At 61.5% G+C, this 21726-nt stretch carries 24 protein-coding genes; 3 read left to right on the forward strand and 21 right to left on the reverse strand.

Annotation, left to right across the window (positions count from 1 at the left end; genetic code table 11):
- A partial coding sequence (locus tag ACDP63_RS21660; RefSeq protein WP_409928619.1) for a LuxR C-terminal-related transcriptional regulator occupies nt 1–681 on the forward strand: 681 nt, incomplete at its 5' end.
- A 118-nt stretch (nt 682–799) separates the two neighbouring features.
- Here ACDP63_RS21660 and ACDP63_RS21665 read toward each other — a convergent pair.
- The 4 genes from ACDP63_RS21665 to ACDP63_RS21680 form a co-directional block, all read right to left on the reverse strand.
- On the reverse strand, nt 800–1222 hold the full coding sequence (locus ACDP63_RS21665) for a hypothetical protein (protein WP_409928620.1): 423 nt from the start codon (nt 1220–1222) through the stop codon (nt 800–802).
- Nucleotides 1223–1653: 431 nt separating this feature from the next.
- Complete coding sequence (locus tag ACDP63_RS21670; protein WP_409928621.1) at nt 1654–1893, reverse strand: hypothetical protein; 240 nt, start codon at nt 1891–1893, stop codon at nt 1654–1656.
- Entirely contained in the window at nt 1877–2344 is a 468-nt protein-coding gene (locus ACDP63_RS21675; protein WP_271114335.1) for a GNAT family N-acetyltransferase, read from the reverse strand. The genes ACDP63_RS21670 and ACDP63_RS21675 overlap by 17 nt, the downstream gene beginning before the upstream one ends.
- Before the next feature lie 46 nt (nt 2345–2390).
- On the reverse strand, nt 2391–2690 hold the full coding sequence (locus ACDP63_RS21680) for a DUF1778 domain-containing protein (RefSeq protein WP_409928622.1): 300 nt from the start codon (nt 2688–2690) through the stop codon (nt 2391–2393).
- 302 nt (nt 2691–2992) lie between these two features.
- Here ACDP63_RS21680 and ACDP63_RS21685 point away from each other — a divergent pair, with 302 nt between their 5' ends.
- Both ACDP63_RS21685 and ACDP63_RS21690 read left to right on the forward strand, forming a co-directional pair.
- Nucleotides 2993–3184: a hypothetical protein gene (locus ACDP63_RS21685; protein ID WP_024846158.1), complete on the forward strand. Its 192-nt coding sequence runs from the start codon at nt 2993–2995 to the stop codon at nt 3182–3184.
- A gap of 19 nt (nt 3185–3203) precedes the next feature.
- Nucleotides 3204–5204: a recombinase family protein gene (locus ACDP63_RS21690; RefSeq protein ID WP_409928623.1), complete on the forward strand. Its 2001-nt coding sequence runs from the start codon at nt 3204–3206 to the stop codon at nt 5202–5204.
- Nucleotides 5205–5280: 76 nt separating this feature from the next.
- Here the strand turns inward: ACDP63_RS21690 and ACDP63_RS21695 are convergent, their stop codons facing one another.
- The 17 genes from ACDP63_RS21695 to ACDP63_RS21775 all read right to left on the reverse strand — a co-directional run.
- Nucleotides 5281–5964, reverse strand: coding sequence for a hypothetical protein (locus tag ACDP63_RS21695; protein WP_409928624.1), 684 nt, complete (start codon nt 5962–5964; stop codon nt 5281–5283).
- Between the two features lie 187 nt (nt 5965–6151).
- On the reverse strand, nt 6152–6373 hold the full coding sequence (locus ACDP63_RS21700; RefSeq protein WP_409928625.1) for a DUF2274 domain-containing protein: 222 nt from the start codon (nt 6371–6373) through the stop codon (nt 6152–6154).
- A gap of 2 nt (nt 6374–6375) precedes the next feature.
- Nucleotides 6376–7509 (reverse strand): TrbI/VirB10 family protein, encoded by a 1134-nt coding sequence (locus tag ACDP63_RS21705; RefSeq protein WP_409928626.1) that lies wholly within the window; start codon nt 7507–7509, stop codon nt 6376–6378.
- Nucleotides 7506–8519 carry a P-type conjugative transfer protein TrbG gene (gene trbG, locus ACDP63_RS21710; protein WP_409928627.1) on the reverse strand — a complete coding sequence of 338 codons (1014 nt, stop codon included), beginning with the start codon at nt 8517–8519 and terminating at the stop codon, nt 7506–7508. Before trbG ends, ACDP63_RS21705 begins: the two co-directional genes overlap by 4 nt.
- The gene (gene trbF / locus ACDP63_RS21715) at nt 8516–9205 is read right to left on the reverse strand and encodes a conjugal transfer protein TrbF (protein ID WP_409928628.1); all 690 of its coding nucleotides are present in this window, start codon (nt 9203–9205) and stop codon (nt 8516–8518) included. Before trbF ends, trbG begins: the two co-directional genes overlap by 4 nt.
- Nucleotides 9202–10569: a P-type conjugative transfer protein TrbL gene (trbL, locus tag ACDP63_RS21720; RefSeq protein ID WP_409928629.1), complete on the reverse strand. Its 1368-nt coding sequence runs from the start codon at nt 10567–10569 to the stop codon at nt 9202–9204. The genes trbF and trbL overlap by 4 nt, the downstream gene beginning before the upstream one ends.
- A gap of 3 nt (nt 10570–10572) precedes the next feature.
- Nucleotides 10573–10860, reverse strand: a complete 288-nt coding sequence (gene trbK-alt / locus ACDP63_RS21725) for a putative entry exclusion protein TrbK-alt (RefSeq protein ID WP_183315388.1) — start codon at nt 10858–10860, stop codon at nt 10573–10575.
- Between the two features lie 20 nt (nt 10861–10880).
- A complete protein-coding gene (gene trbJ, locus ACDP63_RS21730; RefSeq protein WP_409928630.1) occupies nt 10881–11663 on the reverse strand; it encodes a P-type conjugative transfer protein TrbJ in 783 nt (260 codons plus the stop codon).
- Between the two features lie 14 nt (nt 11664–11677).
- Nucleotides 11678–14167: a conjugal transfer protein TrbE gene (gene trbE, locus ACDP63_RS21735; protein WP_409928631.1), complete on the reverse strand. Its 2490-nt coding sequence runs from the start codon at nt 14165–14167 to the stop codon at nt 11678–11680.
- Nucleotides 14168–14177: 10 nt separating this feature from the next.
- Nucleotides 14178–14459, reverse strand: a complete 282-nt coding sequence (locus tag ACDP63_RS21740; protein WP_140903596.1) for a VirB3 family type IV secretion system protein — start codon at nt 14457–14459, stop codon at nt 14178–14180.
- Complete coding sequence (locus ACDP63_RS21745; protein ID WP_009450539.1) at nt 14459–14791, reverse strand: TrbC/VirB2 family protein; 333 nt, start codon at nt 14789–14791, stop codon at nt 14459–14461. The genes ACDP63_RS21740 and ACDP63_RS21745 overlap by 1 nt, the downstream gene beginning before the upstream one ends.
- A gap of 276 nt (nt 14792–15067) precedes the next feature.
- Complete coding sequence (locus tag ACDP63_RS21750) at nt 15068–16225, reverse strand: IS110 family transposase (RefSeq protein WP_276313233.1); 1158 nt, start codon at nt 16223–16225, stop codon at nt 15068–15070.
- Between the two features lies 1 nt (nt 16226).
- Nucleotides 16227–17240: a P-type conjugative transfer ATPase TrbB gene (trbB, locus tag ACDP63_RS21755; RefSeq protein WP_409928632.1), complete on the reverse strand. Its 1014-nt coding sequence runs from the start codon at nt 17238–17240 to the stop codon at nt 16227–16229.
- Nucleotides 17241–17386: 146 nt separating this feature from the next.
- The gene (locus tag ACDP63_RS21760) at nt 17387–17848 is read right to left on the reverse strand and encodes a CopG family transcriptional regulator (RefSeq protein WP_409928633.1); all 462 of its coding nucleotides are present in this window, start codon (nt 17846–17848) and stop codon (nt 17387–17389) included.
- A 10-nt stretch (nt 17849–17858) separates the two neighbouring features.
- Nucleotides 17859–19844 (reverse strand): conjugal transfer protein TraG, encoded by a 1986-nt coding sequence (locus tag ACDP63_RS21765; protein ID WP_409928634.1) that lies wholly within the window; start codon nt 19842–19844, stop codon nt 17859–17861.
- Between the two features lie 154 nt (nt 19845–19998).
- Nucleotides 19999–20925 carry a LysR family transcriptional regulator gene (locus ACDP63_RS21770; RefSeq protein ID WP_409928635.1) on the reverse strand — a complete coding sequence of 309 codons (927 nt, stop codon included), beginning with the start codon at nt 20923–20925 and terminating at the stop codon, nt 19999–20001.
- 393 nt (nt 20926–21318) lie between these two features.
- A partial coding sequence (locus ACDP63_RS21775) for a tryptophan synthase subunit alpha (RefSeq protein ID WP_409928636.1) occupies nt 21319–21726 on the reverse strand: 408 nt, incomplete at its 5' end.

Consider the following 21726-nt stretch of genomic DNA (forward strand, 5'->3'; position numbering starts at 1 on the left):
GGGCGCATGGCGGGGGCCGACGATTATGTGACCAAGCCCATTGATTACGACCTGCTTCGTGCCACCGTTGAAGCGCGCCTGAACCGGATGCAAAGGTTGCGCGAAATGCCGGGAGACCGGTCCGGCCTGACCGCCCTCGACCGCTTGGCTCTTGGCGTGGTGCTGCTCGACGCCAATGGCGGCGTGGTCCATGCCAACCCTCTCGCCCAAAACTTGTCGGGCGCGGCCGGAATCTCGCTGAGTGGGCGTATTACCGCCAGCGGCGAAAATGGCCGGAAGCTGTCCGCGTTGATCGCAGGGTTGGCCCCGGGTAAAGGGATGGCCCCCACGGGGTTGCGCTTGGACGATGGGTGCCGGCTCGTGCTTATCGGGATGTCGCTGCCAGCGCACTCGCACCATGATGAGGCGGTCGCCATGCTGATACTGAGCGGCACAGACAGCAAGCCCCCTATGAACACTGCGACCCTTGGCCAGTTGTTCGGCCTGACGCCGATGGAAGCCCAGGTCGCGTGTTTGCTGGCTGAAGGGTTGCGCCGCAGCCAGATCGCAGACCGGTTGGCAATCTCGGGTACGACCGTCGCCTTCCATCTGCGAAACATCTTCTCCAAGACCGGGGTGCAAAGGCAGGCGGAACTGGTGGCATTGATTCTGTCAGTCCCACTGGCGCAGCCAGTGACCTGAGTTCGGCAGGACCGGGAGGTGGCACTGAGATCACTCATTTTTTGGCGGCGCATCCCCCCTGACCGGGCAATCTGTTGACTAGTCACGCGCTCTTGGCCCCGCCTAGGATCGGACTGGCCTAATCAGTCGCGTCCAGTGGCTCGCCCATGGCGGCCAAACCGTTGCGGGCAAAACGGCAGGGCGCATATTCTGTCCGTTCCCGCTCTGGCCCCGGATGCAGGGCGCAGGCCAAGCGGTATTTCGATCGAGCCTCATCAGGATCGGCCTCAACTCCCTCGCCCAGCCGGAAAGCCTGTCCCAGCATGGCGCAACCCCAGGCATTGTCGGAATTGCAGGTGATATCGAAACTGCGATAGGTGCAGAACTGCCGCACCCTTTCCGATTGCCCGGCCATGGGATCGGATGGAATCGAGGCATTGCGGATCTCGGCCGCGCGATTGGTACAACCCGATGGATATCCGCGCGCGCAGGACAGCGCATTGGCCCTACGCCGGTCCAGATCGTCATCCGGCATGTCAAACAGGTCGATCGTGCGCGCCACCTGCCGAAAGGCCGCACTAGATCCGCCGGTGACGCAGGCCTCGACACACGCCTCAAGGGTTACGGGGGCAGGTTTCCTCCGTCCAGTTTTGGGTGCCCGCCACCAGCGGAATGCTGCCGCGCGTCTGCCAGATATCGGCGGGGCAGGTAGCCAGCAGTTGGCCCATCCCTTCAACGGTCGCGATCCGTTCTCACTCCCCTGTCAGCGCCGCCGCATCCGGCGCGGCAACCGCGTCGGCCGGGCCGTCCTTTGTGAATTCGAACAGAACAAGGGCCAGGACAACAAGCCAGATGCGGCGGAAAGAAGAATCCGCCACGCTCGACCCACTTCTCAAAACCACCAGAACGCATCGGAACAAGTCTGGCGTGGTGGGGCAGGACCGAACGACCCAAGGCACCGGTTGGCCGCAACCGCCCAGTCAAACGTGGCGCCTACTGTCTGCCGGCCTGGGTAAAGCCGCATTTTGCCTCGCGAGCATTGATGTCGTTGGTCAGCGTCTCGCCCGATTCCTGACCTTGCTGAATCTGTTCGCCGCGTGTTTTTGCCAGCCCGTTCATCTGCGGGCCAAGACTGCTGGGGGCCAGTTCGGGGTTGGCGGTCTGGTGGAGATGAATTTGAAGAGGCGAATCGCTATGGTTGGAGCCAGCCAAGCTTTCAACTTCCAGCCTCACCGAGCGACGCCGCGATGTCGTCGATCGAGCGGAGCAGAACCAGGGGATCATCCCTGGACGGCTTGAAGCCGCGCCGCTTCCAGAATTCGGCGGCTTCACCGTCGACGGCGTTGACCAGCAAGGCCCGCCCGCCGATCAGCGATGCGGCCTGAACGCAGCGCTGGAAAGCATGCTTCACAAGACCGGTCCCGATGCCCAGCCCTGCCCATCCGGTGTCGGTTGCGAGTTGGCCGAGCAGCATACAGGGGACCGGGTTGGGCGGCTGCCCCGTCCTGATCGAACGCGGCAGAACCGAAGGCACCACACCGGTAGGCGCAAGGCCGTAGAAGCCGACCACGCGTCTAGCCTCATGCACGACGAGGACGGCGGTAAAGCCCTTCTGTTGATTGGAGAGGGCGCGTGATTTCAGCCAGTGGTCAAGCGTGGGCTTGCCACAGGTGAACTCGGACACATCGTGTTCGGCAGAGAGCGGTTCAGGACCCGAAAGGTGCAAGAGCTTACCGCTTCGCCACGTAGCCGGGCTCCCATGGCGCGGGCCGCTTCAGAACTTCTACCATCTCCGGAACGGGAGCGGCCGGACGCGCCAACACATCCATGAATTCGGCGAAGCCCTCTGGACTCATCCGGATCAGCCCCTGTTCCATGACGACCTCCTCGGCCGCGCGCACCGCGGCGTCGCGCACGAAATCGGTGCGCGAGCGGCCGCGCAAGCTGGCGGCGCGATCAATCATGGCGACATCCGCCTCGGGCAGGCGCATCGAGATCGGGTATTCCTTGCGCTCAGAGGTCGTGGCCATGGCGAATCTCCTTGGTCAGCATATAGAGCCTTGTATCGCGTATTACAATACGATAACGTTGCGCCTACAGTCAATGACCTCATGAGGAGAGGCGGCGAGGCCAATGATGACCGGGTCAGCGAGGGATTCCGACAGGTTATTTTGCTACGCCATGGCTCGCCAGAACACGCTGGGCTACGCGATAGCACGCTCACCCGCGCCAATTGCCGCCGAATATTCACCTTCAATTTCCGTTGCTTATGCTTCCCTCGCGGCGAATGCTGCAAGTTATGACCTTGCGAGCCCCAGGAAACCCGGCAAAGATGACAGGAGGAGAGCGCGAAGCGCTGCTCGAATCCTTGCTGCTGGACGAGCCGGAGCTGACGTTTACGCCGCGCGGCAATCCCGACCCTCGCCTTCTGCGTCTCGTCGGCATCCTGGCGAGGCAGGCGGCGCAGGAGTGCTATGCAGAGGAAGTGAAGATGTCACGGCAAAGGAGGAAGCGCTCCTCCTGATACGGATGGGAGCCAAGTTTTGAAAGTCGCGATATACGCCCGTTATTCTTCCGACAATCAACGCGACGCTTCCATCGCCGACCAGTTCCGCATGTGCCGCCTCCATGCAGAGAAGCAGGGTTGGCATATCGTCGAGGAGTATTCCGACCACGCGATCTCCGGCGCGTCGCTGATCCGCCCGGGCATCCAGGCGCTCATGGCCGACGCTATGGGCGGCCGCTTTGACCTGATCCTCGCCGAGGCGATGGACCGCCTCTCGCGCGACCAGGAAGACATCGCGGGCATCTTCAAGCGCATGTCCTATGCGGACGTGAAGATGTTCACCCTGTCGGAAGGCGAGGTGACGCACCTGCATGTCGGGCTCAAGGGCACGATGAATGCGCTGTTCCTGAAGGATCTGGCCGACAAGACCCGCCGCGGACAACGCGGCCGGGTTGAGGCAGGCAAATCGGGCGGCGGAAACGCCTATGGCTACGATGTGGTCAAAAAGCTCGATGCGAACGGCGAACCGATCCGCGGCGATCGCACCATCAACGAATTCCAGGCCGAAGTCGTGCGCCGCATCTTCCGCGACTATGCCGCCGGCAAATCGGCCAAGACTATCGCCTTCGCCCTGAACAAGGAAGGCATTCCCGCTCCGTCAGGCGGAGACTGGGGTTTCAGCACGATCAACGGCAACCCGAAGCGCGGCAACGGCATCCTCAACAACGAGATGTATGTCGGCAAGATCGTCTGGAACCGCCAGCGCTTCGTCAAGGATCCGAACACCGGCAAGCGGCAGGCCCGCCCCAACCCGGAAGAGGAATGGGTCATCCAGGAAACGCCGGAGCTGCGCATCCTCGATGACGATCTCTGGAACGCGGTGAAGGCGCGACAGGAGAAGAACAAGATCGCCCGGAAGGATAACGGCGAGGCCGATCTCTCCCGGATCAATACCCGCCGCCGCCCCAAATACCTCTTCTCGGGACTGACCAAATGTTCCTGCTGTGGTGGCGGCTATTCCGCGATTTCGGCGACGCTGATCGGATGTGCGACGGCGCGCAACAAGGGGACCTGCAACAACCGGGTCAACATCCGCCGCGACGAGCTTGAATCGCGTGTACTCAATGCGCTGCGCACCAAGCTCGTCGATCCGGAGCTCTTCGCCCATTTCTGCGAGGTCTTCACGCAGGAGATGAACCGTCTGCGCATGGAAGGCCGTGCGGGTATCGCGTCGGCCGAGGCGGAACTGGCCAAGGTCAACCGAGAACTGGAAAAGATCCTCGACCTGTACCTGAGCGACGCCCTTTCGGTCGACATGGTGAAAGAACGCAGCAAGAAGCTCGAGGCCCGAAAGACCGAACTGGAACAGTTCCTGGCCGAAGCCGACGAGCCGCCACCGCTGCTGCACCCGAGCATGGCACTGCAATACCGCAAGCGGGTCCAACAGCTTTACGACGCTCTGCAGGACGAAGATGAGGGGAAGCGGATCGAGGCCGCCGACACGCTGCGCTCGCTCGTGGATCAGATCGTGCTGACCCCAGTCGACGGCAAGGTGGAGATCGACGTTCAGGGCGATCTCGCTGGAATCCTTACGATTTCCACGCAAAGCAAAAACCCCGCAGCGGGCGCTACGGGGTCGCAAGTAAAGATGGTTGCGGGGGCAGGATCTAATCTTCACTTGCGCCCCGAGCAAGTAAAGATGGTTGCGGGGACCGGCGTCGATCATAACTTGCGATCGACGCCGGTAAAGATGGTTGCGGGAGNCGCAACTACCGATACCGACATTCGCTCCAAATTGCTGTCTAATCAGGTCAGCGCGGCTCTGACAGGGGCGCAACGCACAAGCGTGCGGTCGCCAAAAGAGCCTCAAGGAGGCCCGGAATTCATCGACAAAGATGGACCAAAAAGGAAAAGCCGCCACACTTCGCAGCGTGACGGCTTCCTGAACCTGATCAGCCGATGCCTGATCGTGAGGCTTTTTCCCCTTACAGGATGGCCACCTCGGGCGCCGCTCGGACCTGCACGTCGTCGTGCTTGATGTTTTGAGACCGTGAGGCATAGGCACGGTCTGTCTTGATGAATGGAGTAATAGCGTAACAGGCCTCGAATGTCAATCATGATGACGGTCGCACCGCGTTCAAGTCGCTCAGCAGGCAGACCCCGCGCTCTACGATCGCACCCTGCTCTCGCAGACATTCCGCCACAGAGATAATCGATGTTCCCGATGACACAAGATCATCGATCAGGGCAATCCTCTGCCCTGCCAGCGCCGGGACTTCTCCGCTTACGGTAAACGGTTGAAAAAAGCGCCGCATCGGTTTGGCAACTTCCTTCATCTGGAAATCCGTGTCCCGCTTCGCCCTCCTCAGTTGGCCGAGTTCGGCCTTGAAAGCTCTCTCATCACGATCTTTCGTGAACTGCGGAAAGCTGGCATCAATGGCGTCCAGAACCTCACGGACCGTCCGTTTGCGCAGAAAGTTCGATTCTACGAGTGGCAATCCCGACACCTCCGCCACGCGCGTTGCAAACAATCGGCATAGGGGTTTACTCGACGGGACATCCACGAGAGCATCGACATCCAGATCGCCGACGAAAACGGCGAGGATCTCATCAGCGCGCTTGTAGAGCATCTGGTGGTACATTGGCTGCATACGGTAGCCATTCATTTGCTTCAGCGCGTAAACCAGCGGATTGCCGTCACGGTCATGCCCCTTCGTAGTCTTGCGGCGGAAGACATATTGAATCCGCAGCCCGTCTATCGCGCCCTCTGTCGGATTTCCTTCGATGGAGGTATCCACGAGTTCCTGATGGGAGTGGTCGATAATCACCGTCTTGTTGGCGTAAACATTTATCCCCAAGAACCCTCAACCTCCCACCCTACTCATGTAAATAGAACAGCACATCTGCCGTATGCGAAGTCTTCGTGTATATGACCTCGCTCCGAGAAGCACACGCAAATGGTGCCTTGCACGACATCGAAGCGAATTAGTTCCCCAGACGTCGAGCCTTTGCGAACCCGCGATCTGTGGCGATGAAACGCTCCAGCATCGGCACGATGAGCCTGACGGGATCGGCCGCGGGCTGGCCACTTTCGCGTGCCAGCACCTCAGCATAGGCGATCAGATCGCGGTGGAGCGCGCCCGGCAGCTCCACCGTCACTTTGACGGGTTTGTCCTCAACAAGCGGTCCAAGTTTCAGCTTCGTCATGGTCAATTCCTGTAAGGTTCGAGTACGAGATCTCGGGTGACGATGACCCTGACCGGATAACCCGGTCGGATGGTCAGCGTTGGGGCAACCTGCAATTGTCGCTGGACGATCTGCTGTCCGGCCTGATTGATGGTGTCCTGTGCCCCATCGCGGATGGCGCGGATCAAGCGGTCTTCGTCGTCGGTCGCCAGTTCCGTGCCGATGCCGAGCAGCGTGGACAGGCCCGCCGCTTTCATCAGATCCCACCAGTGGTAATCGACGCCATCCTCCAGACCGGCATAACCGGAAGCGTCCGCGCCAGGCTGAAGCTCCAGCACGATGGAGCGGCCATTGGGGAGGATCAGGCGGTTCCAGACCAGCAGCACGCGGCGTTGGCCGAATTGCACACCGGCGTCATATTGACCGATGATCCGCGTTCCCTGTGGGATCAACAGCAGGCCGCCGGTCGGGCTGTCATAGACATTCTCCGTGACCTGCGCGGTGATCTGGCCGGGAAGGTCCGAACGGATGCCGGTAATCATAGCAGCCGGGATCACGGCCCCTGCCTGAAGGATGTAGGGTGACGCTGGTGCCATGATCCGATCCATGGCGACGGTCTGACGGTCCACCGGCCCGTTCAGGAATGCTGTGTGTCGGTCCTGCGTTGCGGGCTGACCGCCAAGGTCAAGCCCCGCTAGGCCCGGCATATTGGAACCCGGTGTTGTCGTTATCCTCTGCCCCGGCTGGAAGAACACGGTGCTAAGACGTGCGGCTTCTTCCTCGGCGAGACGGCGTTCCTCGGCAGGATCACGGGCGGGCGCAGCCATAGCGGGCGGCGTAACGGACTGCCCCCTGTTCTGGGCGTCGAGGATCGGGCCGCCGAGGTCTCCCGGTAAAGCTGGTCCCAGGACGGGGCCGGTATAATCGCGCGGCAGACGGGACAATCCGTCCGCTGTGGGGCGGTTCTCGGTCGAATAGAGTTCCTCGCCATTTCCACTCATGTCGCGGGTCTGGAGCGCATAGATCAATGCGCCGCCAATGCCGAGGAGCGCGACGGCGCCCACACCGGCCAGCATCTTGCGTGACAGGCGGGTGACGCGCGGCGGCTCGGCGCGCAGACGCATAGGAGGCGCGTTGGTGGTCGTCTCTTGGCTCATGACGGCTTCTCCCCGGTGTTTGCGGACTGGGTCGCCTGCCTTTGTTCAACGCGGACAATCCTGACGGTCTGCTGGCGATCGCCGCTGCCAAGGCGCAACTCGGCAGCCCCGAACATGCGATCCACGATCAGGATGTTCTGGTGAATGCGGCTGTTGACGATCTGCGTTTCGCGGTTCGGACCTATGACGAAGATCGGCGGCATCTCGCCCTGCACGATGCCACGCGGGAAGACGACATAGACACGGCGCCCATCGTCAAAGACGGAAATCGGCCGCCATGGTGGCCTGTCTCCGGTCAGTCCATAACGATAGTTGCGGGCCGTCTCGGCAGGGATGATGGGAGCTGCCGGGACGGTGACGCGCTGACCGGCAGGTAGCGCGGGATAGGCCCAGGCCACCGCGGGCATATAGAGCGCCGCGCGGGCGCGAAGTTCAATGAGATAGACGCGGCGATCCGTACTGATGACAAGATTGGTGGAAATATCCTCACGGGTGGGTTTGACGAGGATATGGACGCGGCGGCTTGTACCCGATCCGCTTTCGGTATCACCAATGATCCATCGGGCCGTATCGCCTGCCGCAATCGGCCCCGCGCCGGTCAGGCTTTCGCCGGGTTCCAGCGCGATTGTCGTGATCTGCCCCGGGGCGGCATAGACCTGATAGAGCGCACCTTCCGACCAGGGGTAGATCTGGATCGCGTTGTAGTAGCCTTCACGCCGCGGTTCGACACGGGCGGCGGCATTAGCATTCTCGACGCGGCCAGTCGGCGTCGCGGCAACGGTCCCGCCGCGCGCCACAGTCCATGCCGGGGGTGTGTGCAAAGGCCGGGGCCGGTCATCGGGAACGGCTGCCGGTACGACAGGAAGCGACGGCACATCGTCATCATAGCTGAACTGCGGGGTGCGGTTGGTTGCGCAACCGGCCAGGATGGTGGCGGACAGCAACAAAGCCGCCAAAGCGGGTTTACGGAAAACCGGCAAGCCCGAAATAAGAACCATTGTGCGGGTCATTGGCTCATCTCCCGCGACCATGAAATTGCATTGACGTAGATGCCGAGCGGATTGGCGCGCAGGCGTTCAGCATCGCGCGGCGTCTGGATCACGATGGTCAAGATTGCCGTCCAGCGTTCGGTCGTGGAGAGCTGGCCGTTTTCGTAATGGCGCTCCGTCCAGGCGACACGGAAGCTGTCATTCGAGGCGCGGATCACCGACGACACCTCGACCGCGATCTGCTGACGCCCGACCTTGGTGAACGGGTCATTGGCGCGAGCATAATCATTGAGGGTTGCCGCACCCCGATCCGTGGTGAACTCATAGGCGCGCAGCCAGTTCTGCCGCACGATGATGGCGTCGGACGGGATCGAGCGCGTCTGCTCGATGAAGCGGCCGAGATGGAATGCGATCTGGGGATCGGTCGGGCGATAGTCAGCCACGGCGGGCGCAACGGCCTGCGACTGGCCGAGATTATCGACCTGCACCACCCAGGGCACGACCGTCCCACGCGCCGATTGCCAGACAAGGGCCGAGGCGAAACCGGCAGAGAGGATCAGCGAGCTGAAGGCCATGATGCGCCAGTTCTTTGCCTGCACGCGAGCCGAACCGATGCGCTCGTCCCAGGCCTGGGCAGCCTTCTGATAGGGCGTCTCAGGCTCGGGCGATTTGCCGTAATGGGCGGATGGACGTTTGAAGATGTTCATGAGCGGTCACTTTCGGAAAGATTGATGGAGGAGCCGCCGCCATGGCTGTCGCCGGAGCGCACGGCATGGGCGGCCATCGACGTGCCGTGGTTGAGTGTCTGTTTGCGCTGCATCTGCTTTGCCCATTCCGGAGAGCCGCCAGCCTGCGCGGCGGGTGACGGGGCAGCGCTTGCAGCCTCGCTGGCGCCTCCGGCTGTCCCAGCCGTCGAAGAGCCGCCGCTGACGCCGAAAGCGGCACGCGCTCCATCGGAAAAGCTGGATTTGACGTCCTCCGATGCCTTCGAGGCAGCACGTTTCAGGGGCGATGCGGCGGCGGAACCTGCGGCACGGGCAACACCACCCAGACCGGAGGCAACACTGGCAGCGCCGAATTGGCCAAGCGAACCGACACTGTAGGCGGCGCTCGCCGCACCTGCGGCGGCAGCACCACCCCGCACGGCAGCGGCTCCACCAGAGAGCGCTGCTGCTCCTCCCTTCGCGGCCATGCCTACGGCGGCACCACCGGCAAGTATCATGCCGCCTGCGGCAAGGCCGGTTCCAACGGCAGCACCTGCGCCAAGCTGCGGCCCGCCGGAAACCAGACCAGAAGCGATGCCGGGACCGAATATTCCGAGGCCGAGAAGGGAAAGGGCCGCCAGCACGATCGCCATGGCATCGTCGATGGTCGGTGTTGCGCCGCCGAAGCCCGCCGTGAACTGCGAGAACAGGGTTGAGCCGATGCCGACGATAACGGCCAGCACCAGAACCTTGATTCCAGAGGAAACGACATTGCCCAGCACCCGCTCAGCCATGAAGGCGGTCTTGCCGAAGAGGCCGAAGGGGATCAGCACGAAGCCTGCGAGTGTCGTCAGCTTGAACTCGATCAGGGTGACGAAGAGCTGCACTGCGAGAATGAAGAAGGCGAGCAGCACCAGAGCCCATGCGAACATCAGGCAGGCGATCTGGATGAAGTTCTCGAAGAAGGACCAATAGCCCATCATGTCGGATATGGATTCGAGCAGCGGCCGACCGGCATCGAGGCCGGTCTGCGCCACCTTGCCGGGACGCAGCAGATCGGCAGCAGAAAAGCTGGTGCCCGACCCTTTCAGGCCCAGACCGGCGAAGCTGTCGAAGATGATCTGCGCGAGATTGTTCCAGTTGCCGATCAGATAGGCGAAGACGCCAACGAACAGCGTCTTCTTGACCAGCCGGGCGATGATGTCGTCGTCCGCGCCCCAACTCCAGAACAGCGCCGCCAGCGTCACATCGATGACGATCAGTGTGGTGGCGATGAAGGCGACTTCACCTCCAAGCAGACCGAAGCCACTGTCGATATAGCTGGTGAATACACCCAGGAAATTGTCGATGACGCCGGTGCCGCCCATGGTTCACTCTCCCCCGTTCTGATGCGGGGCGGCGGGCACCGGCGTCCGGCCGAGAAACCGATCGCGGTTCTCGGCCCAGGAGGCGAGGCAGCCGGGATCGTTCACGGCGGCCTCGCCTAACTGCTGGCAACGGCGCAGTCTCTGGCGCAGCGGATCGGCAGAGGGCTGAAGCGATGGAGCCGTGCGGTTCTGCGCCGGTTCATTCTCGCGGGTCATTTCGATCACCGTGGCGGTGATGGCGATAGCCACGAATATGATCGCGCCCAGTCGTGCCAGCATCTTGCCGTCCATGTCGCGCCCCTCCTGTCCGGTCAGTTGTTGCCGTTGCCGAACATTCGGGCATTGCCGGGCTGGTAGCCCGATCCCGGCGTCAGGAAGCGCTCGCGCTGGACGCGGCCCTGTTCGGCGGCGGTGGCACGCTCGGCCTCGATCAGTGCCTCGGACCGGCCATTGGCCGACATCAGCGCGATCAGGTCGGAAAGCTGCTGCGACTGGAGGGCGAGAAGCTGATTGCCCGCCTGCGTGGCCTGCAATGCGCCAGTGGCATTCTGGCTCTGGTCGACAAGGGCGGACATCTCGGCGCGGTTGGCATCGATATTGCCCACTACGCCGGCCTGCACACGCATGGCGTCTTGCAAGCCGCCGACAGTATTTTGCCAGCGCGAACGGGCATCTTCGACAAGCTGGGTGTCGGTGGCCGACAGTGAGACATTGCCGTATTGGGTCTGGAAGATCTGATCGACGTTCTGCACGTCGAAGGCGATGTTTTGGGCCTGGCTCAGGAGCTGCTGCGTGCGCTGCATATTCTGCTGCAAGGTCTGGAGCGAGGAATATGGCAGGCTAGTCAGATTGCGCGCCTGATTGATGAGCATCTGCGCTTCGTTCTGAAGCGAGGTGATCTGGTTGTTGATCTGCTCCAGCGTGCGCGCAGCGGTAAGCAGGTTCTGGGCATAGTTTGTCGGATCATAGACGATGCGGCCGAAGCCAAAGGCGTGAGCCGGATTTGTCAGGATTGGCGATAGTACGGCCGGCATGGCGAGGGTCAGCGCCAACATGGATGCATTGGCAAAACGCGAAATGGGGATACGGATCATGACAAGGTCTCCTCTTACTGGATGTCGTCGGGGTGAATTGAAGCTGGCCTGTTCGGCTGAGCGGGTTCGGGCCGTTCGACAAGATTGGTGAGATCGGGGATCAGCTCGGCCGCCCATTCGACGCCGCGATCGCGCAGCCAGGCGGCGAGGAAGCCCTCCTGCCCATGCTCGGCGACAAGATCGGCGATGGGGGTCTGATCAGTTTTGGATGATGCAGCGCAGAGCGCGAGCCCGACTTCGGAAAGGCCCAGCTCGAATAGGCGATTGCCGCGACGTGACTGGCAGTAATAGTCCCGCTTGGGTGTCGCCCGTGCGAGGATCTCGATCTGCCGGTCATTGAGACCAAAACGTCGATAGATCGCAGTGATCTGCGGCTCGATGGCCCGTTCGTTCGGCAGGAGCAGCCGCGTTGGGCAGCTTTCGATGATGGCCGGCGCGATATTGCTGCCGTCAATGTCCGAGAGTGACTGCGTGGCGAAGATGACGCTGGCGTTCTTCTTCCTGAGCGTCTTCAGCCATTCGCGGAGTTGGTTGGCGAACCCTTCGTCATCCAGCGCCAACCAGCCTTCGTCGATGATGAGTAGCGTCGGTCGACCGTCGAGCCGGTCGCCGATCCGATGAAACAGATAGGCCAGCACAGCCGGCGCTGCGCCCGTGCCCACCAGGCCCTCGATCTCGAAGGCTTGCACATCGGCGTGGCCGAGATGTTCGGCCTCGGCGTCGAGCAACCGGCCATAGGCGCCGCCGATGCAATAGGGCCGCAGCGCCTGCTTCAGGTCATTGGATTGCAGTAGGACCGCAAGGCCGGTGATGGTGCGCTCGCTGACGGGTGCCGATGCCAGCGAGGTCAGCGCCGTCCAGATATGCTCCTTCACCTCCGGCGTGATGGTCATGCTTTCACGCATCAGGATTGCAGCGATCCAGTCAGCGGCCCATGACCGCTCATAAGCATCATCGATGCGCGCGAGCGGTTGCAGGGAGACGGAAACCTCCGATCCCTCGGTCAACCCGCCGCCGAGGTCATGCCAGTCGCCGCCCATGGCCAGCGCGGATGCCCGGATCGATCCCCCGAAATCGAAGGCGAAGATCTGGCTGCGTTCATAGCGGCGGAATTGCAGCGCCATCAGCGCCAGCAGCACGGACTTGCCTGCGCCGGTCGGGCCGACGACGAGGGTATGGCCGACATCGCCGACATGAAGGGAAAGCCGGAACGGCGTCGAACCTTCGGTCTTGCCATACAGCAAGGGGGGCGCTCCGAGGTGTTCGTTCCGTTCCGGCCCCGCCCACACGGCCGATAGCGGGATCATGTGGGCAAGGTTAAGCGTCGAAATCGGTGGCTGACGGACATTGGCGTAGGCATGTCCGGGGATCGAGCCGAGCCAGGCATCGACGGCATTGACGGTTTCGGGCATGGCCGTGAAGTCACGGCCTTGAATGATCTTCTCGACCAGACGCAGCTTCTCGTCGGCGATCTGCGGATCAATGTCCCAGACGGTGACGGTCGCTGTGACATAGGCCATTCCCGCGACGTCAGCGCCCAGCTCCTGCAAGGCCATATCGGCATCGAGCGCCTTGTTGGACGCATCCGTGTCCAACAGCGCCGATTGTTCGTTGGTCATCACTTCCTTGAGGATCGCGGCGATGGATTTGCGCTTGGCAAACCACTGGCGGCGGATTTTGGTCAGCAGCTTCGTCGCGTCCGTCTTGTCCATCAGGATGGCGCGGGTTGACCAGCGATACGGGAACGCGAGCCGGTTCATCTCGTCGAGCAGGCCAGGCGTGGTTGCTGTCGGGAAGCCAATGATGGTCAGGACGCGCAGATGCTGATTGCCCAGGTGCGGTTCCAGTCCACCGGTTAGCGGTTGGTCGGCCAGCAGCGCATCGAGGTGCATCGGCACTTCGGGCACGCGGACGCGATGACGGTTCGTGGAAATAGCCGAATGAAGATAGGTCAGCGTGCCAGCATCATCCAGCCAGCGGCATTCCGGCATGAAGCCGTCAAGCAGCGCCAACACGCGGTCGGTGCGGTCGATGAAGCCGCGCATCAGTTCATGCGGATTGACGCCGGATTGTTCGCGGCCCTCATAGAGCCAGGTCTCGGCACGGGCGGCGTCTTCCGCGGGCGGCAGCCAGAGGAAGGTCAGGAAATAACCCGACACGAAATGCGTGCCCGCTTCCTCGAACCCGGCCTTGCGCTCGGCATCGACCAGTGCAGAAGCCGCATCTGGAAAACGGCTGTCGGGATAGGTCGCGGCCTCCGAGCGTTGTGCCTCGACGAAGAGCGACCAGCCGGAGCCAAGACGGCGCACGGCGTTGTTGATGCGACCGGCAACCGCAACCAGTTCGGCGGCGACAGCAGAATCCAGATCCGGCCCACGAAACTTCGCGGTCCTCTGGAAACTGCCATCCTTGTTCAGCACAATGCCGGGACCGACCAAGGCTGCCCATGGCAGATAGTCGGAAAGCCGAGCAGCGGTGCGGCGATATTCGGTGAGGTTCATCATACTCTCGCCCTCACACCGACAGATGACCGGGGATGCGCAGATGCCGGCGTCCAACCTCGACGAAGAGCGGATCGCGTTTGGCGGCCCATACCGCGAGGAAGTGTCCGATGGCCCAGATGGCGATGCCAACCAGCCAGAGACGAAGGCCAAGGCCGACGGCCCCGGCCAGCGTGCCGTTCACAATGGCGATTGAACGCGGAGCGCCGCCGAGCAGGATATGCTCGGTCAGCGCCCGGTGAACCGGGATCGAAAATCCCGGCACCGCGTCGAGCTGTTCGAGGCCGCCCGCCATCAGATGAGCGCCCCGCCGCCGAACGAGAAGAACGACAGGAAGAACGAACTTGCTGCGAAGGCGATGCTAAGGCCGAAGACGATCTGGATCAGACGGCGGAAACCGCCCGAGGTATCGCCGAACGCGAGCGCCAGCCCGGTAGCGATGATGACGATCACCGCAATGATCTTGGCAACCGGCCCCTCGATCGACTGAAGGATCGATTGAAGCGGCGCCTCCCACGGCATGGACGAGCCGGAGGCATGAGCGGCGGGCGCCAGCATCAGACTGATGGAAACAGTGGCAGCGGCGGTTGCCATGATGCGGCAGCCGCGCGAAATCGTGCGGATCATGAAGGATCTCCAATGAAAGAACTCAAGGGCAAAAACGCATGATTTGCGTGGCTTTTCCCTGGGTTCTGTTGCGTTTTGATCGGCACTTGGTCCGATCGGTAAATCTTTCCCGTCGAAGGACAGATATTCGCCGCCCTTCGGTTCTGAACCATTCTCCAATTCGTGCCCCTGATGCCGTTTCTCTTCCGGCTTCGGTCACAGAGTGGCGTTCGGCTCCCGGCTTCCCATTCTCCTTTAAGAGCGCAGCCCAGACCTGCCGGGCTCGCTAGCCAGTCATCAGGACAGCCGGGATATCGTGGACGATGCGCCTTCCTCTGCGTTGGCGTCGCGCCGCTCGTAGGGGCGCTGATCACGCAGGATCTGGAAGGCAATCGTCAAAAGCTTGCGTGCTATTGCAACGCGCGCCTTGTTGGTTCCTCTCAATTTCAGATGCTCATACTGGGCGCGAAGGTGCGGGTCGGTCGCGACGGCTGGCTGAACAGCCTCGACAAAAGCCCAGCGCAACCACTTGTTGCCCTGTTTGATGATCCTGCCGTGATATGTCTTGCCGCCCGACGAATAGGTCGAAGGAACGAGACCGGCATAGGCGGCCAGCTTCTTTGGATTGCGGAAACGGCCAATGTCATCAATCTCGGCATCGATCAGTCTGGCGAAGAACTCTCCGATACCGGGGATGGTCTTCAGTAGCTTCACATTTGCGTTGGTCTTCGTCATCGCCCGGATCGTGGTTTCCGCCTGTTTGATCCGTTCGTTGATGTCGCCGATGAATGCCAGGCTCCGATCAATCTGAACACGGTCGATTTCCGACACATCCAGCGTGGCAAGCTGCTGTCGCCCAACTTTGCCAAACAGGTCGCCCAGCTTCTTCAACTGCGCCGTTTGCTCCGGATAACGGTCGAATGCTGTCACGATCCGGTTCTTCACCATCGTGCGAAGCCGCACGTAAAACATCCGTTCACGCAGCGCGAGGCGTAGCTCCCGGGCCCTATCCGACGGCGCATAAGCTTCTGGAACCAGATCAGCGCGGAGAAGATGGGCAAGAACGGTTGCGTCGATCTTGTCTGTCTTGATCTTCGCGTCGGCGATCGCCTTCACCTTCAAAGGATGGGCGAGCACGACATCGTCGCAGATATCGTCGAGCCAGTCGTAGATCACCATCCAATTGCGCGTGGCTTCTACGACAGCGTGGCTGTTGTCTCGATAGCGCTCAAGAAATGAAGCAAGCGATTGCCGATCGTTCTTCACTCGGCCAGACCGTAGCGTCTTCCCGGCGGAATCCTGAACAACCAGATGACTATAGGCTTTGTGGTAATCGACCCCGATGTGGTAATCATAAAGTGCAGTCACGTTTTGCTCTCCTTCATTGAAGCGTTTCAAACCCCAATAAGGTAAGCCAAACGGCACAAAACGTGACTGTCCCAAAATCATCTGCATCTCAGCGATCCGTTCTTCCAGTGAGCGCGACCTCTTTCATGCCACCTCCTTTCGAGGTGGTAGCGGGGGTAAGGACGTAGTCGCCGTCCGGTCCCAGCCCATCGACGCGAGCAAGTTCGACCAACCGGCGCGACGATCCGCGTCCGGCGAGGATAGCAACAAGGTCGATGGTCTCGGCGATCAGCGCGCGCGGGACGGTGATGACGGCTTCCTGGATGAGCTGTTCGAGGCGGCGCAGCGCACCGATGCCGGAACCGGCATGGATGGTGCCGATGCCGCCGGGATGGCCTGTTCCCCAGGCTTTGAGCAGATCAAGGGCTTCGGAACCGCGGACCTCACCGACCGGAATACGATCAGGGCGCAGGCGCAGCGAGGAGCGCACCAGATCGGAAAGCGTGGCAACGCCGTCCTTCGTGCGCATGGCCACGAGATTGGGCGCGGCGCATTGCAGCTCGCGCGTGTCTTCAATGATGACCACTCGGTCCGAGGTCTTCGCTACCTCAGCCAAGAGCGCATTGGTCAGTGTGGTTTTGCCGGTGGAGGTGCCGCCAGCCACAAGAATGTTGGCGCGTGTGGCGACGTTCAGACGCAGCACCTCCGCCTGAAGGCTGGTCATGATCCCAGCGGTCACATAGTCATCAAGCGTGAACACCGCGACGGCGGGCTTGCGGATGGCAAAGGCGGGCGCGGCGACAACGGGCGGCAAAAGGCCCTCGAACCGTTCGCCGGTCTCGGGTAGCTCTGCCGAGACGCGCGGCGACCGGGCATGAACCTCCGCGCCGACATGATGGGCGACGAGACGCACGATCCGTTCGCCATCGGCGGCGGACAGCTTCTCCCCCGTATCGGCCAACCCTTCGGACAGACGGTCCACCCAGATACGGCCATCCGGGTTCAGCATCACCTCGATCACACCGGGATCTTCCAAAAACCCGGCGATGGAAGCCCCAAGCGCGGTGCGCAGCATCCGCGCGCCACGGGCAATCGTTTCCGGTTTCTGATGTGATGCAGTCATGGCGGCCCCGTTCATGACGGGGCGCGCAAAAGACGGACCCCGGATCGGGGTCGATTAAAAGAACCTGATTTTGGGCTGTTTCAACAGGTGTTTACGCTCGTGCGGCCATCGGCGGAGCATGGCGGTGAATAGGACGGGTTGCAATCCTAGATCCTATCGCCATCACCTTCGGTTTTACCGCCCGGTGGGGTGTCGTGTAGCGCAGCCATGTCGTGCGATATTTCTTTGAGGAACCTGTCACCGTTAGCGAGACGCTTGCCAAGGGCCTGCATGAACCCCTCAAAGCGCTCGTTTCCCTTGATGCGCGCAGATTGTTTTGCACTGTCGGGCAGCGGCGGCGTGAGGGTCAGCCAGAATTGTATAAATAGCGAAAGGGCTTCGCCCAGCACGGCGATATCCTCGTCCAGTATGTCGAACTGACGGCCAAGCTTGTCCAGGCGGCGCGACATGGCGGCTTCCAGCCGTTCAGTCGTATCGCCTGACATGAAGGATGCCACGGCAGCCTCGATCACTGCAGATTTCGAGACATTGCGACGCAAGGCCAGCGCTTCCACCTGTTTCAGCAGAGCGGGGTCGAAGTAGACATTCATGCGGGTGCGCGTCGTCATGGGCAGCCTTTCAAAGCTCTATACCGTCATCGGGGTTCATCGACGCCTGACGGGCGCTCATCCGCATTCGCGAACGCAGTGCGCGGGACTTGGCCGCGTCCACGTCCGGTTCGTCGTCCAGAATGTCGAACTCCTGGGCAGGCGGTGTCGGCTGCGGGACGATTTCCTCATGCTCGGGCAATTCCGGCTCGCGGCGGATGCCGGCATTGTCGGGATCGCCCTCCGCGCCACTGGCAGAGGTCGTCGTTGGCCTGTCCGCCGCCACGATAACGCGGTTCGTCCAGTCGTCGGTTACCGGCTTAGTCGCCGGCACGGATGGCAGTTCCGGCGGCGGCAGGATGCGCTCCTGCAATCGCGCATCCTCGAAATACCGGGCCTTCTTCGCCCGGATCGGCGGCGTTCCTGCAACCATGACGATCTCGTCGGCGGGCGGAAGCTGCATGATTTCGCCGGGGGTCAGCAACGGCCGCGCAGTCTCCTGCCGCGAAACCATCAGATGTCCGAGCCAAGGAGCGAGACGATGACCGGCATAGTTGGTGGAATCGCGCATTTCGGTCGCGGTGCCGAGCGAGTCCGACACGCGCTTGGCGGTGCGCTCGTCGTTGGTGGCAAAGGCGACGCGCACATGGCAGTTGTCGAGGATGCTATTGTTCGGCCCGTAGGCGCGCTCGATCTGGTTGAGCGATTGGGCGATGAGGAAGGATTTGAGGCCGTAGCCGGCCATGAAGGCGAGCGCGGACTCGAAAAAATCCAACCTGCCCAATGCCGGAAACTCGTCCAGCATCATGAGTAGGCGATGGCGCTTGCCTGAAAGGGTCAGTTCCTCGGTCAATCTGCGGCCGATCTGGTTGAGGATGAGCCGGATTAACGGTTTCGTCCGGTTGATGTCGGACGGCGGGACGACAAGGTAGAGCGTGACCGGCCGCCGGCTGCCGACCAGATCGGCAATCCGCCAGTCGCAGCGGTCTGTGACGCGCGCCACGACCGGATCGCGATAGAGGCCGAGAAACGACATGGCGGTCGAAAGCACACCCGAACGCTCGTTCTCGCTCTTGTTCAGCAACTCGCGGGCCGACGACGCGATGACTGGATGAACGCCGGCTTCGCCCAGATGCGGCGTGTCCATCATCGCGCGCAAAGTCGCTTCGACGGGACGGCGCGGATCGGACAGGAAGTTGGCGACGCCGGACAGGGTTTTATCCTTCTCGGCATAGAGGACGTGCAGGATCGCCCCGACAAGCAGGCTGTGGCTGGTTTTTTCCCAATGGTTGCGCTTATCGAGACTGCCTTCGGGATCGACCAATATGTCCGCGATATTCTGCACGTCGCGGACTTCCCATTCGCCCTGGCGCACCTCCAGCAGCGGGTTATAGGCGGAGGACTTCGCATTGGTCGGATCGAACAGCAGGACGCGACCGTGCCGAGAACGGAAGCCCGCTGTCAGGGTCCAGTTCTCACCCTTGATGTCGTGGACGATGCAGCTTCCTGGCCAGGTCAGTAGCGTCGGCACTACAAGGCCGACGCCCTTACCAGACCTCGTGGGAGCGAAGCATAGGACGTGTTCTGGCCCGTCATGGCGCAGATAGTCGCGTTCGTATCGACCGAGCAGGACGCCATCGGGGCCGAGTAGTCCCGCGCTGCGGATTTCCTTGTCCTCGGCCCATCGTGCCGAACCGTAAGTGGCGACGCCGCGAGCTTCGCGCGCCCGGATGATCGACATGAGGATGGCGGCAGCAATGGCGAGGATGCCGCCCGACGTGGCGATGGCCGCGCCCTCCATGAAGATGGTGGGCGCATAGGCGTCGAAGGAGAACCACCACCAGAAGAAGGCGGGCGGATGATATAATGGCCAACCGGCCAGATCGAACCAGGGGTTTCCGAGCTGGGGCTGAAAGCCGAGCCGGAACGCCACCCACTGCGTCGCGGCCCATGTCATCGTCATGACAATGGTGAAGACGACGGCTATTTGCCCCCAAAGTATTCGACCTCCGCGCATCGTGACTCCGACCGGAACAATTGATGGAGCCGATCAGAGAATGGGCAATTAAGGATGCGGCAACAGTAAAAGTGTTGAGGTAGGGTCGCCGGATACTATCGGCGGCAAATAGGATGGGTCGTAGCGGCACTATTGCGGCACTGTTCGGGATGGTTTACCGCGAATCAGGTTTTGACCGTGGGCTGCTCAATTTCGACGCTAAAGCCAGCAGTTTAGTCAGCGAGGGATCGCGGTTTTGTGGCGACCAGACTGCGGAAAAGGCGATAGTTTCGGGTTCGTCGCTGATCGGTAGAAAGATAACATTCGCTGCGCTGCCTGCTGTCCCTTCCTCGACAAACAGCGAAATGCCATGCCCGGCTGCAATCATTGACAAGAGTGCCGTGCGCCCGACGTCGACGCGTTGAAGCGGCGGCATAAGCCATTTTCCGGCTGAGCGCAGTAGGATCAGGCCCTGAACCTGGGGGCCTGTGCCGCCGTGGCGGACGAGGAATGTCTCCTCTGCAAGTTGTCGCCATTCGACATCTTGTTGGGCTGCCAACCGGTGCCTCACCGATAGCGCCACCATCAGGCGGTCACGCCAGATGACGCGGGAATGGAGGTCAGGGATTTCATGAGTGCAGGCCATGAAGGCGAGGTCTAGCCGGCCATCACGCAACATAAGCTGCGCCTCGCGCGCTGTGCTTTCGGTTATGTGTAGGCGGATACCTGGATGCTCATCGTAGAACCGGCGGAACAAACGATCGAGAATGGAGTCCGATGTTAAAGCATGAACCCCGATGCGAAGGTCGCCGTCCTCGCCGCGTGCCTGCATCCCGGCTGTCATGATCGCGTGATCGATGATGCCTAAGGCATCGCGAACCTGATCGACAAAACGGTGTCCGGCTCTAGTCAGCCGGACGCCGCGCGTGTTGCGTTCGAAGAGCACCACGCCAAGGTCTGCCTCCAGCGCCTTGATGCGGGCGCTGACACTGGACTGGCTTGTGCCGAGCGCCTGTGCGGCGCGATGGAAGCTGAGGTGCTCGGCGACGGCCAAGGTCTGGATCAGCGCGATCATCGGGATGCGCACGCCGAAAAGTGACAACGGGGCGTCTGCTGGCCGATGTTGTCGCCGGCGTCGCATGCTTAGGCCCCGGCATTTTGATATTGCCGAGTTGCCATACTCTGAGGCCAACCGCCCAAGGATAGTATGGCTGTGCCAAGCCCTGTCAGTCTTTCGGAAAATCCGCCCGCTGACGCGGGAGTTAGAGTGGGACCGATGACTTCGAGCGACATTTTAATATTCTCCCGAAAACGGCACGGTTTATTGCAGACTCACGTTCTATCAGTATAATGGACTGAAAATACCATCCAATTATCCGATCACATCCAGACCAATTGCTCGGCGACGCTAATCTGATCCCGTGGCCACGGGGTGTTGCTCAGAAAATATGGGATTTTGAATTCGGTTGCCGTCAGATGAACCGAAGCGTTACTCCTACCATTCTGTGCATAGAGGGCGAATCTGTATGGCCGCTCTAATTCCGGAAGCGAGCGCCTCAACAGTTGTCGGCAAGCTGGTAAGCAGTTGACGCTCATGCGCGACTTCAATGGCTTCGGAAAACAACGAACCCACCACAACGCCATCGCAGATTTTACCAATCGCGGCGGCGTGTTCGGGCGTGCGAACCCCAAACCCGGTGATGATGGGCAGGTCCGTGGCCCGCCTGATGCGTTTGACGCTAAGTGCCGCCGTGTCGAGCTGGGGCCATGCCCGCCCTGTCACTCCGGTTGCGGCAAGATTGTAGGGCATCTCGATTTTTGACCGCTCTCTCGACCACGGAGCAGTTGGCGCAACCTGAAGCGCCTCGAAGGCCGTCAGCTGACGGGTTGTTGCGTCGGGTCT

This window comes from Paracoccus sp. P2 (assembly GCF_046335115.1).
Lineage (GTDB): Bacteria > Pseudomonadota > Alphaproteobacteria > Rhodobacterales > Rhodobacteraceae > Paracoccus > Paracoccus pantotrophus.

Coding starts and splice junctions, on each gene's coding strand:
- trbF (WP_409928628.1), bottom strand. CDS start 9,205: ATGAACATCTTCAAACGTCCATCCGCCCATTACGGCAAATCGCCCGAG.
- trbL (WP_409928629.1), bottom strand. CDS start 10,569: ATGGGCGGCACCGGCGTCATCGACAATTTCCTGGGTGTATTCACCAGC.
- trbG (WP_409928627.1), bottom strand. CDS start 8,519: ATGACCCGCACAATGGTTCTTATTTCGGGCTTGCCGGTTTTCCGTAAA.
- ACDP63_RS21765 (WP_409928634.1), bottom strand. CDS start 19,844: ATGCGCGGAGGTCGAATACTTTGGGGGCAAATAGCCGTCGTCTTCACC.
- trbJ (WP_409928630.1), bottom strand. CDS start 11,663: ATGATCCGTATCCCCATTTCGCGTTTTGCCAATGCATCCATGTTGGCG.
- trbB (WP_409928632.1), bottom strand. CDS start 17,240: ATGACTGCATCACATCAGAAACCGGAAACGATTGCCCGTGGCGCGCGG.
- trbK-alt (WP_183315388.1), bottom strand. CDS start 10,860: ATGGACGGCAAGATGCTGGCACGACTGGGCGCGATCATATTCGTGGCT.
- ACDP63_RS21745 (WP_009450539.1), bottom strand. CDS start 14,791: ATGATCCGCACGATTTCGCGCGGCTGCCGCATCATGGCAACCGCCGCT.
- ACDP63_RS21685 (WP_024846158.1), top strand. CDS start 2,993: ATGACAGGAGGAGAGCGCGAAGCGCTGCTCGAATCCTTGCTGCTGGAC.
- ACDP63_RS21750 (WP_276313233.1), bottom strand. CDS start 16,225: ATGCAGATGATTTTGGGACAGTCACGTTTTGTGCCGTTTGGCTTACCT.
- ACDP63_RS21760 (WP_409928633.1), bottom strand. CDS start 17,848: ATGACGACGCGCACCCGCATGAATGTCTACTTCGACCCCGCTCTGCTG.
- ACDP63_RS21700 (WP_409928625.1), bottom strand. CDS start 6,373: ATGACGAAGCTGAAACTTGGACCGCTTGTTGAGGACAAACCCGTCAAA.
- trbE (WP_409928631.1), bottom strand. CDS start 14,167: ATGATGAACCTCACCGAATATCGCCGCACCGCTGCTCGGCTTTCCGAC.
- ACDP63_RS21680 (WP_409928622.1), bottom strand. CDS start 2,690: ATGGCCACGACCTCTGAGCGCAAGGAATACCCGATCTCGATGCGCCTG.
- ACDP63_RS21705 (WP_409928626.1), bottom strand. CDS start 7,509: ATGAGCCAAGAGACGACCACCAACGCGCCTCCTATGCGTCTGCGCGCC.
- ACDP63_RS21740 (WP_140903596.1), bottom strand. CDS start 14,459: ATGGCGGGCGGCCTCGAACAGCTCGACGCGGTGCCGGGATTTTCGATC.